The sequence below is a fragment of the Bradyrhizobium sp. USDA 4454 genome, assembly GCF_054822705.1.
In genome coordinates, this window is record NZ_JBTRCN010000001.1 from 7091742 (window position 1) to 7107218 (window position 15477).

A 15477-nucleotide genomic window follows, 5' to 3' on the forward strand; every position below is an offset into this window, starting at 1 on the left:
GCCTCATCCAAAAGTTTACCTGTAATTCAAACCAGCGATCAATTCTCGACCGATTCCGCGGCCGTATAGCATATAACATCATGGTACCGCCCGCTAAAACTTGACGCAGTATTCAAAGCGAAAGTTGCGAAGGCTCGGCAATTGGGGTTATGAGACGACCTCGATCGCTCAAGATCAAGAAACACAAAGGGAGAACGCAGGATGCATAGGCTGATCGTTGCCGCCGCGGCAGCGCTGACGGTGTTGGGAGGCGCGGCGTCCGCGCAGGAAAACCTCAAGATCGGCTACATCGATCCGCTCTCCGGCGGCGGCGCCAGCGTTGGCGAAGGCGGTCTGAAGACGTTCCAGTACCTTGCCGACGAGTTGAACGCCAAGGGCGGCATCCTCGGCCACAAGGTCGAGATCGTCCCGCTCGACAACAAGACCAATCCGCAGGAAAGCCTGGTGCAGGCGCAGAAGGCGGTCGACGCCGGCGTCCGTTACATCACCCAGGGCAACGGCTCCTCGGTCGGCGCCGCGCTCGAGGATTTCGTCACCAAGAACAATTCGCGCAACCCCGGCAAGGAAGTGCTCTACTTCAACTACGCCGCGGTCGATCCGAGCATGACCAACGAGAAGTGCAGCTACTGGCATTTCCGCTGGGATGCGAACTCGGACATAAAGATGGAAGCGCTGACCAACTACATGAAGGGCCAGGCGTCCATCAAGAAGGTCTACCTGATCAATATGGACTATTCGTTCGGCCAGTCGGTACGCGCCACGGCGCGCAAGATGCTCGGCGAAAAGCGGCCCGATATCCAGATCGTCGGCGATGAGCTGCATCCGATGCTCAAGGTCACCGACTTCTCGCCCTACATCGCCAAGATCAAGGCGTCGGGCGCCGACACCGTCGTGACCGGCAACTGGGGCCAGGACTTCGCGCTGCTCTTGAAGGCCGCGGCTGACGCCGGCCTCAAGGTCAACTGGTACACCTATTATGCCGGCGGCGCCGGCGGGCCGACCGCGATCAAGCAGACCGGCCTCGAGAACCAGGTGTTCCAGATCAGCGAAGGCGTGCCGAACTCCGGCAACAAAGCGGCGATGGAGTTCGAGAAGGACTTCCGCGCCAAGACCGGCATTTCCGTGTGGTATCCGCGCGCGGTCAACGAGATGCGGATGTTCAAGGCGGCCGCCGAGAAGGCCAACTCGATCGATCCGGTGAAGGTCGCGGCCGCGCTCGAAGGCCTGAAGTTCGAGGTGTTCGACGGCGGCGAGGGCTTCATGCGCAAGGACGACCACCAGTTCTTCCAGCCGATCTACATCTCCTCGTTCGGCTCGCTGGCCGACAAGGCCAAGGAGCCGTTCGACGAGGAGAACACCGGCTGGGGCTGGCACATCGTCTCCAAGATCGACACCGAGCAGACGATGCTTCCGACCACCTGCAACATGAAGCGGCCCTGATCGGCCGCCTCAGTCATTCCGGGGCGCTCGCATCAGCGAGCGAACCCGGAATCTCGAGATTCCGGGTTCGGTCCTGCGGACCGCCCCGGAATGACAGGTACGTTTCTTTCCTCCGACAGGTCTTTGATCACGTGAACCGTTCCCAGTCTCAAACGGGTGCCCCGTGGCTGAATTGATCGTCATCTCGACGCTCAACGGCGTCTTGTTCGGCATGCTGCTGTTCCTGCTGTCCAGCGGTCTCACCGTCATCTTCAGCATGATGGGCGTGCTCAACTTCGCGCATGCCAGCTTCTACATGCTCGGCGCGTTCTTCGGCTATCAGCTCACCCGCTGGATCGGGTTCTGGCCGGCGCTGGTGCTGGCGCCGCTCCTGGTCGGCGCGGTCGGCATGGCGGTCGAGCGCTACGGCCTGCGCAACACCCACAAGCACGGCCACGTCGCCGAACTGCTTTTGACCTTTGGTTTGGCGTTCGCGATCGAAGAGATCGTCTCGATGATCTGGGGCAAGAGCCCGGTCGATTATCGCGTCCCGGCGGTGCTCGACTTCCCCGCCTTCACCGTGTTCTCGACCAATTATCCCGCCTACAAGATCTTCATGCTGGTCGTGTCGGTCGTGATCTTCATCGCACTCCTGGTGACGCTGAAGCGGACCCGGGTCGGCCTCATCGTGCAGGCCGCGCTGACCCATCCGAGCATGGTCGGCCATCTCGGCCACAATGTCGGCCGCGTCTTCATGCTGGTGTTCGGCGTCGGCAGCGCGCTCGCCGGCCTTGCCGGCGTGATCGCCGGTCCGTCGCTGGTGACGCAGTCCGACATGGCCGCGCTGCTTGGGCCGATCCTGTTCGTCGTCATCGTGTTCGGCGGCCTCGGCTCGCTGCCCGGCGCCTTCATCGCCTCGCTCTTGATCGGATTGATCCAGACCTTTGCGGTCGCGCTCAACGGTTCGCTCGCCAGCATGTTCGGTCCGCTCGACCCGAGCCTCGGCGCCTCGCCGCTCACCGACATCTGGAACGTCACGATCGCGCAGATCGCGCCGATCCTGCCCTATCTGCTGCTGGTGCTGGTGCTGATCTTCCGCCCGATGGGCCTGTTGGGGACGCGCGAGTCATGACCAACGCACCCTCGCCCTCCATCGCCGCGGCCAAGCAGGAGCCCGGCGGCGCCCTCGGCTTCTACGGCGTCTGGCTGCTCGCCGCCATCGCACTCGTGGTGCTGCCGCTGGTATTCTCCTCCGGCGGCTCGCTGACCTCGTTCAGCCTGATCGGCATCGCGATCATCTTCGCGCTGTCCTACAACATCCTGCTCGGCCAGACCGGCCTGTTGTCGTTCGGCCACGCCGTGCAATACGGCCTCGGCGGCTTCCTCGCCGTGCACGTCATGAACGCGGCCGCCAGCCACAACTGGCCGATCCCGCTGCCGGTGATCCCGCTGGTCGGCGGCATCGGCGGCATGGCGTTCGCGTTGCTGGTCGGCTGGGTCATGACCAAGCGCGCCGGCACCGTGTTTGCGATGATCTCGCTTGGCATCGGCGAACTGGTCGCCTCGTCGTCGCTGATCCTGCGCAGCGTGTTCGGCGGCGAATCCGGCATCACCACCGACCGCACCGGCCTGATGCCGCTGTTCGGATGGACCTTCGGCCCGCAGATCCAGGTCTACTATCTGATCGCGTTCTGGGTGATGGTGTCGGCGATCGCGATGTACGCGCTGACCCGCACGCCGCTCGGGCGCATCTGCAACGCAGTGCGCGACAATCCGGAGCGCGTCGAGTTCATCGGCTACGATCCGCATGTGGTGCGCTATCTCGCCTACATGTTCGCCGGCTTCTTCGCCGGCATCGCCGGTGGCCTCACCGCGATCAATTTCGAGATCGCCAACTCCGCCTATCTCGGCGCGACGCAGTCCGGCCTGGTGCTGTTCTCCGCCTTCATCGGCGGCACCGCCTATTTCTTCGGCCCGATCCTGGGTGCCATCCTGGTGACCTATCTGCAGCTCGGGCTGACCAGCGTCACCTCGGTCTGGCAGCTCTATTTCGGCATCATCTTCATCGGCATCGTGATGTTCGCGCCCGGCGGCATCGCCGGCATCCTGATGAAGCATCGTCCATTGATCCGCGCCGGAACGCTCGGCACCGTGATCCCGTCCTATCTGGTCGCGGCGATCCCGACCTTGGCATTCGCGCTCGGCATCATCCTGACCATCGAGACCGTCGCGCGCTTCTCGGGCGGCGACGCGATCAACCTGCTCGGCATTCCCTTTGTCGCTGCGGCGCCGACGACCTGGGCGGCCGCGGCGGTTCTCCTTGTCGGCGGCTTCCTGGCCGCGCGCCTCACCTGGCGGCGCGTTGCGGAGGCCTGGGATCGCGCCGCGACGGTGGCCCGTGACCGGGGGTATCTCGCATGACCGCTGCCATTCAAGTCAACGCCGTCGAGAAGAGTTTTGGCAATGTCCGCATCATCCGCGACCTCAACCTGAGCGTCGCCAAGGGCGAGCGTCACGCCATCATCGGCCCGAACGGCGCCGGCAAGTCGACCACCTTCAACCTGATCTCCGGCCACATCAAGCCGACCTCGGGCGAGATTCGCCTCAATGGCGAGGTGACCTCGGGCTTGCGGCCATTCGAGATCAACCGGCGCGGACTGTCGCGCTCGTTCCAGGTCACCAACGTGTTCGCCCGCATGACGGTGTGGGAGAACGTGCGCTGCGCCGTGCTGTGGGCGACCGGCCACCGCTACGCATTCTGGAAGAACGTTGACGATCTGCCCGAGGTGAAGCAGCGCACCGCTGAGATTCTCGACGACATCCATCTCAGCCATCGCCGCGACGTGCCGGCGGGGCTGTTGACCTATGCCGAGCAGCGCGAACTCGAGATCGGCATCACCATCGCAGGCGGCGCCAGCGTGATCATGCTGGACGAGCCGACCGCGGGCATGAGCCACGCCGAGACCGAGCGCGCCGTCGCGCTGATCCGCCGCCTCACCGAGGGACGCACGCTCGTCATCGTCGAGCATGACATGAGCGTGGTGTTCGGCCTCGCCGACCGCATCTCGGTCTTGGTCTACGGCCACATCATCGCCTCCGGCACGCCGGAGGAGATCCGCGGCAACCCGAAGGTCAAGGAAGCCTATCTCGGCGAGGAGGTCGACTGATGCTCGAGGTCAGGAATCTTCACGCCTATTACGGCAAGAGCCACATCCTGCAGGGCGTCGACCTCGACATCGCAGCTGGCGAGGTCGTGAGCCTGCTCGGGCGCAACGGCGTCGGCCGCTCCACCACCGTCAAGGCGATCATGGGCGAGGTGCCGCCGCAGGGCACCATCCGCTTCAAGGGCCAGGACATCGTCGGCCTGCCGAGCCACAAGATCGCGCGGCTTGGGCTCGGCTATGTGCCGGAGCATCGCGACATCTTTCCGGGACTGACGGTGCGGCAGAACCTGATCCTCGGCATCAAGGACCCGCGCCGCCCCGGCAAGTGGCGGTTGCAGGAGATGCTCGACATGTTCCCCAATCTCGCCGCGCGCGCCGACACGCCGGCGGGCGTGCTGTCGGGCGGCGAGAAGCAGATGCTGACCACCTGCCGCACATTGCTCGGCGACCCCGATCTGATGATGATCGACGAGCCGACCGAAGGCCTGGCGCCCTTGATCGTGCAGCAGGTCGGCGAGCTGATCGCGCGGATCGCGAAAGCCGGCGTCGCCATCCTGCTGGTCGAGCAGAAGCTCTCGATCGCGATGAAGATTTCCAACCGCGTCTACATCATGGGCCACGGCCGCGTCGTGTTCGAAGGCACGCCGGAGCAGTTGAAGGCGAACGCGGCGGTCCGTGAGGAATGGCTCGAAGTGTGAGGCGGACAGACCAGGCTGTCAAAAATCGCCGTAGTACAGGACCCAGATCACTGTGATCAGAAGACTGTGAAACCAGATGATGGACAGCAGGAATAGCCAGTCGTCCCTGGTCATGGGGCCGAAAAGCCCGGCCCAGGCGTGGCGACAGCGACACGCGAGTTGAGACAAGAAATCCGAATGCATGGCACTTGGCTAGCGGAACGCGATCCATCCGGTCTTGCTAGTCTGTGCCAGTTCCTTGAGGTCTTGTGTCAACTCGTCACCGAACGCCGTTCGAGCCGCGATACGCCCTTGGCGTGAGGCCGGTCCAACGGACGAAAGCATGGCTGAAGGAAGAGACCTCGCTATAGCCCAACAGCCATGCAATTTCAGAAATCGGCCGCGCCGCTTCTTCGAGATAATGGCGCGCAAGTGCAATTCGGAACGCTTCCAGCACGCTCGCAAAGCCTGCCCCCTCGGACGATAAGGCCCGGGCAAGAGTTCTCCGGCTCATGCCCAGACGGCGCGCAACCGCCTCGGCGTTGGCCTTGCCGTGCGGAAGCAGTTGGGCGATCTGATCTTCGACGCGAGACCGCACGCTGGTCCGCCTTGAGGCCCGGTCGTGGAGCGCTGCGTCGGCGTATTGCAGCAACATCTTGTTGAGATGCGGATCAGCTCCCACGACAGGTAACGCGCCGATCTGGGACGGAAACAGGAGCTCATCCCGGTCGGCTGCGAATTCGATCTCGCACCCGAGAAGAGAGCGCACCTCCAACGGCGTCTCTGGTCTGTGGTGCTTCAACTTGATCTGCTTTGCAACCAGCCGGCCATCGGTCAGTGCGCGGCAAATACGAACCAGCGCAATCAGCCAGAATTCCGCGTGATGACGATCCGAAGACCTGTCGATGTTGACATAATCGAACCCGATGCCGAACCCGCGTTCCAGAGACGTCCGCAGCCGCACGCCTTCGTTGTTAATCGCGCAGTAACGTCCCACAATTCGCAGGGCGTCGACGAGATGCTCCGATGAAGCCATGACGTAGTACAGAAGCCCAATCTCCCCGAGCTCGAACCCTTGAGCCAAATGGAATCCGAAGCAGTCGTCCTGCAATTCCCTGGCAGCAAGCTCGAGCAGTTTTATCTGCGCTCTCGCGTCAACCCGGCGCTTGCGGTCCTCAATCTCGTCGATCGTCAGGCCGGCGGCCGACAAGATCGGGGCCAGCTCAATTTGCGCATCCCGCAGGCGGGCAGATGCGAGACGCGCGATCCCTCCGGTCGCGCTTGGTATCGACGGCAAGGCGCTTGCAAGGCGTGTGACGATTTTCATGCGGCACCGAACTGTGTTTTGGCTCAACGTCGAGGGCTTGCCGGACCGCATTTTGACCTATGTCAATGAGCCTCTGCTCGAGGCATCCGGTCTGACAACATCTCGCAACGAAATGACCCGGAATCACAAGACCCATCGGAGACAATCATCTAGCTGATTGCCCCCGGCCATGTCTGCGAAACGACCGCAATTGGCTCCAATCAGGCGCGTGCAAAGGCGAATTCATGACGGACTTTGTCATCCTTGCAAATGGAGAGGAACGAGCGATTGGCACCAAGGCAAATGGCCAAACGAGCTAGATCGTGGCAGGACAAGGACGCGCTCAACAGAGCGGCACTCATCGCTCAATTCGTTTTCTGATTACCGAAGCCGACACCCCCGGCTTTTGGCAGTACTCGTTCTCCATCGGCGATCGCAATTTCACGGGTAAAATCCAGGCGGTGCTGGGATTGCTGGCGGCACGCCGCGTCAAGATGAAGATCGATCGGCTGCTGAAGCACAATGCGCGGGTCGAAGGCGTCGAGACGCCTCCGCCGCTGGTCCCGCCGGCAGGTCCCAAGGAGTAGCGCTGCAGACGTCCCGCCTTATCCCGGCCGGATCAGCGCCACGACATCCCCCGCGCGCAACGTCTGCCCCGGTTTCACCGGCACCGATGCGATGCGGCCTGCCGCGGGCGAGAGCACCGAGATTTCCATTTTCATGGACTCGATGATGGCGAGCACGTCGCCGGCTGCGACCTCGGCGCCCTCCTCGACCAGGATCTTCCAGATGTTGCCCGGCACTTCGGAGAAGGCACCGGTTTGGCCATCGGGAATGCCGGTCGTGACGGAACCGGCATCGATCTGTTCCACCGGCGCTTCGTCGAGCTTCATCTCGCGCCAGCGCTGACGCTCGGCGTCGAACGCAGCCTGCTGGGTTGCCTTGAACGCGGCGATCGACGGCTGCGTCGCAACCAACTGCTTCGCATAGTCGGCGTAGGAGAACTCCCCCTGCTCGATCCTGATGTCGTATTGCCCGTGCGGGAATGCGGCGCGCGCGTCGAGCAATTCATCGGCATCGACCGGGAAGAAGCGGATCTTGTCGAAGAACCGCAGCAGCCAGGGGTGGCCGGGCTCGAACACGCGCGTGGTGCGCCAGGTGTTCCAGACCTGGATAGTGCGGCCGAACAGTTGATAGCCGCCCGGCCCTTCCATGCCGTAGATACACATATAGGCGCCGCCGATTCCGACCGCGTTCTCCGGCGTCCAGGTCCGTGCCGGATTGTATTTCGTGGTCACGAGGCGATGCCGCGGATCGAGCGGGGTTGCCACCGGCGCGCCGAGATAGACGTCGCCGAGGCCGAGCACGAAGTAATCGGCATCGAACACGATGCGGCGGACGTCGTCCTCGCTGCCGAGACCGTTGATGCGGCGGATGAACTCGACATTCGACGGACACCACGGCGCATCCGCGCGTACCAGCTCCTGATATTTGCGCATCGCGAGCTCGGCCTGCGGATCGCGCCAGGACAACGGCAGATGCACAATGCGGCTCGGCACCCGCATCGCATCGACCGGCGGCAGTTCGCGCTCGATCTTGCGCAACACGTCGAGCAGTTTGCTACGCGACAGCGCGCTGCCGTCATAATGGATCTGCAACGAGCGGATGCCGGGCGTCAGATCGATCAGGCCGCCGAGCTTGGCCTCCTCCAGTGCCTGCGCCAGCACATGCACGCGCAGCCGTAGCGCGATGTCGAGCTCCATCGGTCCGTATTCGACCAGCAGATTGTCGTCGCCGGCGCGGCGATACACCACCGGGATCGGGCCGTCATCGTTGCGGCCGACGATGGCCGATCCGAGCTCCGGCGCACTCAGCACTGTGGGACCGGCAATCGGATCGTCACGCTTCACCGGCACAAAGCGCACGGTGTCGCCGGGCCGGAGCTGGCCGATCTTCCAGAGCTCGTCGCCCGCGACGACTGCCGGACAGACGAAGCCGCCAAGGCTCGGTCCGTCCGGCCCGAGGATGATCGGCATGTCGCCGGTGAAGTCGATCGAGCCGACCGCATAGGCGTTGTCATGGATGTTCGACGGATGCAGCCCGGCCTCGCCACCGTCGGCCCGCGCCCAGCGCGGCTTCGGCCCGATCAGCCGCACGCCGGTGCGGGCGCTGTTGAAATGCACCTCATAGCTCGACGCGAACAGCGTTGCGATGTCGTCATCGAGGAAGAAGTCCGGCGCACCATGCGGGCCATAGATTACGCCGATCTGCCACGCCGAAGTGAGCTCTGGCCGCTCGTCTGCCGTGGCCGGCCGCGGCGCCGCTAGGTCAGGCCTCTCCACACCGATATGCAAGACATCACCGGCCTTCAGCGAGCCGGTCGCATGGCCGCCCAAGGCGCCGAGCGCAAACACCGCGCGTGAGCCGAGGATCTCCGGCACGTCGATGCCGCCACGCACCGCCAGATAGCTGCGCTGGCCCGGGCCCTTGATGCTGCCGATCGCAAGCGTCTGCCCCGCGCGCACCGCGACCGGTTCGTCATAGGCCACATCGGCGCCGTCCAGCGACGCCTTCATCCGCGCGCCCGACAGCGCGACGATCGCATCGGTGTTGAAACGCAGGGTCGGCCCATTGACCGTCAGCTCCAGCGCAGTCGTCGTTTCCGGATTGCCGACCACGCGATTGGCAAGGCGGAACGATCGTTCGTCCATCGGGCCGCTCGGCGGCACGCCGACATGCCAGAGATGCAGGCGGCCGGGCAATTCCTGCACCCCGCTCTGCGCACCGGGTGCAACGACATCGATGGTGTGCGGCCGGTACGCAAAGGCGCCGAGCACACTGGTCGCGACCTGTCCGCCGCGGAACACGTCGGACGCGGCGATCGCGCGCAGATAATCGAGGTTGGTCTCGATTCCGGCGACGACCGTGTCATCGAGCGCGTGCATCAGCTTTGCAATCGCGGCATCGCGGGTCTCCGCCGATACGATGATCTTGGCCAGCATCGGATCATAGAACGGCGTCACCTCGGTGCCCGTCTCGATCCAGCCGTCGATCCGCGCGTCGCCCGAGAAATCGACTTTCGTCAAGCGGCCCGCGCTCGGGCGGAAGCCGGCGCCCGGATTCTCGGCGTAGAGCCGCACCTCGATCGCCGTGCCCTTCGGCGTGAGCGCGCCGGCCTGGGCCAGCACGTCCTCGCCCGCCGCCTGGCGGATCATCCATTCGACCAGGTCGACGCCCGTGACCTGCTCGGTGACGGGATGCTCGACCTGAAGCCGGGTGTTGACCTCGAGGAAGTAAAAATCCTCGCGCTCGACGTCGTAGATGAACTCGACCGTGCCGGCGGATTCGTAATTGACCGCCTTGCCGAGCGACACCGCCGCGGCGTGCAGCCGCCGCCTGATGTCGGCGGAGAGGCCCGGCGCGGGGGTCTCCTCAAAGACCTTCTGGTTGCGCCGCTGCAGCGAACAGTCACGCTCGCCAAGCGCGACCACATCGCCCTTGCCGTTGCCGAAGATCTGCACCTCGATGTGGCGCGCCCGGGCGACGAAGCGCTCGAGATAGACCCGGGCGTCGCCGAAGCTCGCCCGCGCCGTGCGCTGCACGGATTCGAAGCGCTCGCGCAGCGTCGCCATGTCGTGGCAGAGCTGCATGCCGATGCCGCCGCCACCCGCCGTGCTCTTCAGCATCACCGGAAAGCCGATCCGCTCAGCCTCGCGCACCGCCTCGTCGATAGTCTCCAGCAGGCCGGAGCCCGGCAGCAGCGGCACGCCGCTGCGGTCGGCTATCTCGCGCGCCTTGTGCTTGAGGCCGAAAGCGTCGAGATGTTCAGGCCGCGGCCCGATGAAGGTGATGCCGTGCTCGGCCAGCCGCTCGGCAAAGCGGCGGTTCTCCGACAGGAAGCCGTAACCCGGGTGCACCGCCTGCGCGCCGGTGGCAAGGCACGCCGCCATGATGGCATCGACGTTGAGGTAGCTCTCGGCCGCCGGTGCCGGGCCGATCCGCACCGCCTCGTCGGCGTCGAGCACCGGCCGGGTGAAGCGGTCGGCATCGGAATAGACCGCAACCGAACCGATGCCCATGTGGCGCAATGTTCTGCCGATCCGCCCGGCGATCTCGCCGCGGTTGGCAATCAGGACCTTGCCGAACATGCCTCACGCCTCCGGCTCGAAGATCGTGACCTGTACCGGCGTCGGGAAGAAGCCGTTGCAGGGATTGTTGATCTGCGGACAGTTCGAGATCAGGCACAGCACGTCCATCTCGGCGACCAGCTCGATCGCGTCACCGGGCTTGGAGACTCCGTCGACCACCGTGAAATTTCCGGCGGGATCGATCGGCACGTTCATGAAGAAGTTCAGATTCGGCACGATGTCGCGCTTCGACATGCCGTATTTCGCGGCCTCGATCACAAAGTTCTCGCGACAGGCGTGCTGGTAGCGGGTCTGGTGCCCGAACCGCACAGTGTTGCTCTCGCAGGAGCAGGCGCCCGCCGAGGTATCATGCAGGCCGCAACTGTCTGCCGTCACGCGCAGCATCACCCGGCCTTCATTGGACATGATCCGGGTGCCGAGCCCGACATAGGCCGAGCCTTGCGCGCGCAGCGTATCCTGGCCGCTGTAGCGCTCGCCGAAATCATCGGCGCGATAGAACAGCGTATCCACCGCCTGCTGGCCATGGGTGTCGGTGATCCGCAAGGTCTGGCCCTTGCGAATGATCGCCGACCACGGCTTGCGCGCGGGAATTTCGATATCGAGGACGATGCGGCCGGTCGGAACGGATTGCGTGGTCATCGCACGGCTCCTTCGCTGGTCTCGCCGAAATACAGCGCGTTGTTCTCGTAGGCGCGGATCGCCTCGGCCGTCGCGGTCCGGCACAGATCGTCGGCAGTCGGCGCACCCGCGCCGTAGCGCACGGTCTCCACGCTCGCTTGCGGATAGGCCGTGGCCGGATCAAGCGGATGCGGGCAGTTCGACAACGCGATCAGCAGATCCATTTCGGCACGCAGATCGACGAAGTCGCCTTTCTCGCGCCGCCCCTCCGACCAGACAAACTTGCCATCAGCGTCGATTGAGACCGGCGCAAAAAAGCTGACGCAGGGATGCACGTCGCGGCGGTCGAGCCCGAGCTTCATCGCGGCGAGGATGAAGTTGTCGCGCGTGTTGCGGAAATTGCCGTCGCCGTACTTCGCCAGGTTGGTCGCCCCGGTCGAGCCGCCGACCACGGCATCATGCGCAGCACTGGTGTCCTCGGTGATGGCGAGAAGTGCGCGGCCCATGTCCGACAGCAGCACCCGTCCCTTCTGCAGCCGCGCCGCCCATTGCACCTTGATTGTATCGGCGTGGTTGAGCCGCTCGGTGGTGTCGGCGGCATTCCAGGCGAGCAGGCTGACGGTTGATGTCCCCTGTGTGTTGACGATGCGCAGCGTATCGCCGCGGTTCAGCCGCGTGGTCCAGTACCAGCCCGCCGGAATCACCTCGCGGTGAATGATCGCGTCGGTCGCGATCGGCACGGCGTCCCGTGCGGTCGGCGCCGGCAGTGCACGCGGGGCGCGATCCTGCCCCGCCGCCTTCAGCTCGTTGTAGCGTCGCGCATGCGCCGCAATCTCGGCCTTCTGTTCCGCTGTGAGGATCATGGTTGCTCCTTCAAGACGAGAGCGCCGGGCCGTCCCGGCTGATGCTCCTTGTCTGACCGGGTCGTCCCGGCCGGAGCTGGTTGAACCGACGACCGCAGCTCGGCGCTGCGGCGCGGGAATATCTCGAGGTCGCGCGACACGGTGGCGCCGTAGCGATCGCGCTCCTCGGGCCGGTTGCGCGACCGCTCCAGCGCGATCACGCGCGTGGCGAGCCCGAACGCTTCGCTGAGATCGTGCGTGACCATTACGACGGTCAGATGGGTCTCGTTCCACAGCCGCCTCATCAACAGATGGATGTCGGCGCGGATGCCCGGGTCGAGCGCGCCGAACGGCTCGTCGAGCAACAGGATCTTTGGCTCGCGCATGATCGCCTGCGCCAGCGCGAGGCGCTGTTGCATGCCGCCCGATAACGCGGATGGATATTTGTTCTCCTGGCCGGCGAGCCCGACTTCGGCCAATAGCTTCATCGCGTCATCCATGGCGGCGCGCCGCGCGGCACCGAACAATCGCGCCGTGAACTTGGCATCGCGCAATTCGCGGCCGAGCATGACATTTTGCAGCACCGTCAGATGCGGAAACACCGAGTAGCGCTGGAACACCACGCCGCGGTCGGCATCCGGCTCGGCGCGCAGCGGCTTGCCGTCGACCAGGATCTGGCCGCGGCTCGGCTGCTCCTCACCGAGCAGCATGCGGAGCAGCGTGGTCTTGCCGCAACCGGACGGGCCGACCAGCGCGATGAAGGCGCGCGGCTCGACCTCCATCGTGACGCGCTCGAGCACGATGTGGTCGCCATATTCCTTCCAGACGTCGTCGAACCGGATCGCGCTCATTCCGCCCTCACCGAGGCAAACCAGGGAAACGCCTTGCGTTGCAGGACGCGCAGGCCGACATCGATCAGGAACGCCAGCAGCGTGATCCAGACGACGTAGGGAATGATCACGTCCATCGCGAGATAGCGGCGCACCAGGAAGATCCGGTAGCCGAGCCCGGAATCGGAAGCGATCGCCTCGGCCGCGATCAGGAACAGCCAGGCCGGGCCGAGTTGCAGGCGCAGCACGTCGATCAGCCGCGGCAGGGTTTGCGGCATCGCGACGCGCAGCGCGATCTGCCAGGTCGAGGCGCCGAGCGTCTGCGCCTTGACGATCTGCTCGCGCGGCAGCTCCTGCACCTTCATGGCGAGGTCGCGGATCATGCAGGGCAGCGTCCCGATCACGATCAGCGCGATCTTGGAGTTCTCACCTAAGCCCATCACGATGAACAGGATCGGCAAGAGCGCCAGCGGCGGCACCATCGAGGTGACCGACACGAATGGCCCGAGCAGGGCATTGGCGCCCGGCAACAGCCCGATCACGATGCCGAGCACCAGCGCCGCCACCGTCGAGATCGCCAGCGCCGACCCCAGCCGCCCGAGGCTCGCGACGGTGTCGGAGGCCATCAGATAGCTGCCGGTGCGTGGATCGACCTCGAACGCCATCTGCTTGACCGCCTGCACCATGCTCGGCAGCGCCGGCAGCAGCTTGTCGTTCGGGTTCTGCGCGAGCCGGGCGCTGGAGCCGGCGAAGTAGGCGATTGCGACCAGGAGGAACGGCAGCGCGAGCAGATAGAATCGCGCCTGCCGGCCCGGCCGTATGTTCACAAGTCGCATCGTCGGCTCCTGCTAGAGGTCGGCGCTGTGCGCGTCAAAGCTTGCCCTAGAGCTTTCCTTTGGCGGCTTCGTCCATGTAGGTCGGGTCGAAGCGCAGCTTGACGTTCGACTTGTCGCCCAGCACCGACTTGTCGGCGAGCTCGATCCCGACGGCATCAGCCGACTTCGCGCCCTTGCCGAGCAGGTCCTTCTCGAACAGGAATTTGCGGACGCGATCCATGGTCGCCCCGACGGTTTTGCTGCGCGTGAAGGCTTCGGCGTCGCTTGCCTTGTCGAACAGCTTGGTGGTCGAGAGCTGGCTGTCGAAGCCGGCGAGGTCGGTGCCGGAGGCCTTCGCCATCGCTTCCTTGGCAGCCTTGGCGGCGGGATCGTTCGCGGTCATCCTGGACAGCGTCTCGTACCAGATGCCGACCAGCGCCTTGGCGAAATCGGGATTGTCCTTGGCGACTGCAGTGTTCACCACCATCAGGTCCATGATCTCGCCAGGGATCTGCGAGGAATCGAACACCTTCTTGGCATCCGGCGAGCCGAGGATTTCGGTCACGATCGGATTCCAGGTCACGACCGCATTGACGTCGGGCGTCTTGTAGGCCGCAGCGATATCGGCATCCGAGGTGTTGACGACCTTGACGTCCTTCTCGCTCAGCTTGCTGCTCTCGAGCGCGCGCGCCAGCAGATAATGCGACACCGAGAACTCGACCAGGTTGACGGTCTGGCCCTTGATCGCGGCGAGGTCGGACTTGTTCTTCAGGATCACGGCATCATTGCCGTTCGAGAAGTCGCCCATCACGATCGCGGTGGTGTCGACACCGCCGGCTGCGGGAATCGACAGCGCGTCCATGTTGGTAATGGTGACGGCGTCATAACCGCCGGCGGTGTACTGGTTGATCGATTCGACGTAGTCGTTGAACTGCTTGACCTCGATCGTGATGCCGTATTTGTCGGCCCACTTCTTGACGATGCCGGTGTCGGCCGCATAGCCCCACGGCATCCACCCGACATAGATCGACCAGGCGACCTTGAAGCTTTTCTTCGGCGCGGCGTCGGCCGCAGGCGCCGCCGCGAGCACGATCGCGCAGCCGATGACAACAGAGCGAAGGAAGAAAGAGAACTTGTTCATTGCCGATCCCTCTTGCGAAATTTCACAAAAAGGGACTGGCGAAAAGACCATCGCTCCGCCAATCCCTTGGCTAACGAGGTCTCCCGGGCTTTTATCCCGCCGTGCACCTGCGGGGATGTCTCCCCCGCAAGCGGCTGCTCTCGGACCAGCATCTTGCCTGGCAAGATCGGAACCCTAGCGGCCAACTCGCGGCCTTTAATGCACGAGCCGTGCCACAGTGGCGGCGTTTGAATCTCATGAGATTTTTCGGCGCGCGCGGTCCGGCCGCGCGGGCGCCCTGCTTAAAAACTGCGCAAGCCTGCTCAGAATTGGCTCTGTCATTTCGTCGTCGACATCAAGAGGATCGCATCATGGCTGACGTCGAAGGGGGAAGTTCGATGCGCAAGCTTCTGAGCGTTTTGTTCGCAAGCTTCTGGCGCGGACTGCACGGCCGGTTTGGTCTGGTGCCGAACCGCGATGTGCGAGGTCCGAGCGCCTAAACTCCGCTTGCCCGCCGCGTCGCTGCTCGCACCTTGTG

General features: G+C 64.4%; 14 protein-coding genes and 1 riboswitch. Of the genes, 7 read left to right on the forward strand and 7 right to left on the reverse strand.

Going from position 1 to position 15477, the window contains the following annotated elements:
• The first annotated feature begins 201 nt into the window (after positions 1–201).
• The 5 genes from ACVIW0_RS33025 (at position 202) to ACVIW0_RS33045 (ending at position 5281) form a co-directional block, all read left to right on the forward strand.
• Complete coding sequence (locus ACVIW0_RS33025) at positions 202–1440, forward strand: branched-chain amino acid ABC transporter substrate-binding protein (RefSeq protein WP_461356165.1); 1239 nt, start codon at positions 202–204, stop codon at positions 1438–1440.
• A 163-nt stretch (positions 1441–1603) separates the two neighbouring features.
• Positions 1604–2551, forward strand: a complete 948-nt coding sequence (locus ACVIW0_RS33030) for a branched-chain amino acid ABC transporter permease (protein WP_461356166.1) — start codon at positions 1604–1606, stop codon at positions 2549–2551.
• Positions 2548–3840 (forward strand): branched-chain amino acid ABC transporter permease, encoded by a 1293-nt coding sequence (locus ACVIW0_RS33035; RefSeq protein ID WP_461356167.1) that lies wholly within the window; start codon positions 2548–2550, stop codon positions 3838–3840. Before ACVIW0_RS33030 ends, ACVIW0_RS33035 begins: the two co-directional genes overlap by 4 nt.
• Positions 3837–4586: an ABC transporter ATP-binding protein gene (locus tag ACVIW0_RS33040; RefSeq protein ID WP_212011941.1), complete on the forward strand. Its 750-nt coding sequence runs from the start codon at positions 3837–3839 to the stop codon at positions 4584–4586. Before ACVIW0_RS33035 ends, ACVIW0_RS33040 begins: the two co-directional genes overlap by 4 nt.
• Positions 4586–5281: an ABC transporter ATP-binding protein gene (locus ACVIW0_RS33045; RefSeq protein ID WP_461356168.1), complete on the forward strand. Its 696-nt coding sequence runs from the start codon at positions 4586–4588 to the stop codon at positions 5279–5281. The genes ACVIW0_RS33040 and ACVIW0_RS33045 overlap by 1 nt, the downstream gene beginning before the upstream one ends.
• 259 nt (positions 5282–5540) lie before the next feature.
• Here ACVIW0_RS33045 and ACVIW0_RS33050 read toward each other — a convergent pair whose 3' ends face one another.
• Complete coding sequence (locus tag ACVIW0_RS33050; protein ID WP_461356169.1) at positions 5541–6587, reverse strand: AraC family transcriptional regulator; 1047 nt, start codon at positions 6585–6587, stop codon at positions 5541–5543.
• 302 nt (positions 6588–6889) lie between these two features.
• Between ACVIW0_RS33050 and ACVIW0_RS33055 the strand changes: the two genes are divergently transcribed.
• Positions 6890–7153, forward strand: a complete 264-nt coding sequence (locus tag ACVIW0_RS33055) for a hypothetical protein (protein ID WP_461356170.1) — start codon at positions 6890–6892, stop codon at positions 7151–7153.
• Positions 7154–7171: 18 nt separating this feature from the next.
• On the opposite strand, the gene uca is transcribed toward ACVIW0_RS33055, so the two are convergent.
• From uca to ACVIW0_RS33085, 6 genes are read right to left on the reverse strand one after another with little or no spacing between them, the layout of a single operon-like run.
• Positions 7172–10714, reverse strand: a complete 3543-nt coding sequence (gene uca / locus ACVIW0_RS33060) for an urea carboxylase (protein WP_461356171.1) — start codon at positions 10712–10714, stop codon at positions 7172–7174.
• A 3-nt stretch (positions 10715–10717) separates the two neighbouring features.
• Positions 10718–11353, reverse strand: coding sequence for an urea amidolyase associated protein UAAP2 (locus ACVIW0_RS33065; protein ID WP_461356172.1), 636 nt, complete (start codon positions 11351–11353; stop codon positions 10718–10720).
• On the reverse strand, positions 11350–12195 hold the full coding sequence (locus ACVIW0_RS33070) for an urea amidolyase associated protein UAAP1 (protein WP_461356173.1): 846 nt from the start codon (positions 12193–12195) through the stop codon (positions 11350–11352). The genes ACVIW0_RS33065 and ACVIW0_RS33070 overlap by 4 nt, the downstream gene beginning before the upstream one ends.
• Complete coding sequence (locus ACVIW0_RS33075; RefSeq protein ID WP_461356174.1) at positions 12192–13025, reverse strand: ABC transporter ATP-binding protein; 834 nt, start codon at positions 13023–13025, stop codon at positions 12192–12194. The genes ACVIW0_RS33070 and ACVIW0_RS33075 overlap by 4 nt, the downstream gene beginning before the upstream one ends.
• Complete coding sequence (locus ACVIW0_RS33080; protein WP_461356175.1) at positions 13022–13840, reverse strand: ABC transporter permease; 819 nt, start codon at positions 13838–13840, stop codon at positions 13022–13024. The genes ACVIW0_RS33075 and ACVIW0_RS33080 overlap by 4 nt, the downstream gene beginning before the upstream one ends.
• 46 nt (positions 13841–13886) lie before the next feature.
• Positions 13887–14960 (reverse strand): putative urea ABC transporter substrate-binding protein, encoded by a 1074-nt coding sequence (locus ACVIW0_RS33085; RefSeq protein ID WP_461356176.1) that lies wholly within the window; start codon positions 14958–14960, stop codon positions 13887–13889.
• 78 nt (positions 14961–15038) lie between these two features.
• Positions 15039–15149: riboswitch (guanidine-I (ykkC/yxkD leader) on the reverse strand.
• Positions 15150–15310: 161 nt separating this feature from the next.
• On the opposite strand from ACVIW0_RS33085, the gene ACVIW0_RS33090 reads away from it, so the two are divergent.
• Complete coding sequence (locus ACVIW0_RS33090; RefSeq protein ID WP_461356177.1) at positions 15311–15439, forward strand: hypothetical protein; 129 nt, start codon at positions 15311–15313, stop codon at positions 15437–15439.
• The last annotated feature ends 38 nt before the right edge of the window (positions 15440–15477 follow it).

Bases quoted from the DNA above. Each gene is read 5' to 3' on its own strand.
- ACVIW0_RS33025 (WP_461356165.1), top strand. From the start codon at position 202: ATGCATAGGCTGATCGTTGCCGCCGCGGCAGCGCTGACGGTGTTGGGA.
- ACVIW0_RS33035 (WP_461356167.1), top strand. From the start codon at position 2,548: ATGACCAACGCACCCTCGCCCTCCATCGCCGCGGCCAAGCAGGAGCCC.
- ACVIW0_RS33040 (WP_212011941.1), top strand. From the start codon at position 3,837: ATGACCGCTGCCATTCAAGTCAACGCCGTCGAGAAGAGTTTTGGCAAT.
- ACVIW0_RS33045 (WP_461356168.1), top strand. From the start codon at position 4,586: ATGCTCGAGGTCAGGAATCTTCACGCCTATTACGGCAAGAGCCACATC.
- ACVIW0_RS33050 (WP_461356169.1), bottom strand. From the start codon at position 6,587: ATGAAAATCGTCACACGCCTTGCAAGCGCCTTGCCGTCGATACCAAGC.
- uca (WP_461356171.1), bottom strand. From the start codon at position 10,714: ATGTTCGGCAAGGTCCTGATTGCCAACCGCGGCGAGATCGCCGGGCGG.
- ACVIW0_RS33065 (WP_461356172.1), bottom strand. From the start codon at position 11,353: ATGACCACGCAATCCGTTCCGACCGGCCGCATCGTCCTCGATATCGAA.
- ACVIW0_RS33070 (WP_461356173.1), bottom strand. From the start codon at position 12,195: ATGATCCTCACAGCGGAACAGAAGGCCGAGATTGCGGCGCATGCGCGA.
- ACVIW0_RS33075 (WP_461356174.1), bottom strand. From the start codon at position 13,025: ATGAGCGCGATCCGGTTCGACGACGTCTGGAAGGAATATGGCGACCAC.
- ACVIW0_RS33080 (WP_461356175.1), bottom strand. From the start codon at position 13,840: ATGCGACTTGTGAACATACGGCCGGGCCGGCAGGCGCGATTCTATCTG.
- ACVIW0_RS33085 (WP_461356176.1), bottom strand. From the start codon at position 14,960: ATGAACAAGTTCTCTTTCTTCCTTCGCTCTGTTGTCATCGGCTGCGCG.
- ACVIW0_RS33090 (WP_461356177.1), top strand. From the start codon at position 15,311: ATGGCTGACGTCGAAGGGGGAAGTTCGATGCGCAAGCTTCTGAGCGTT.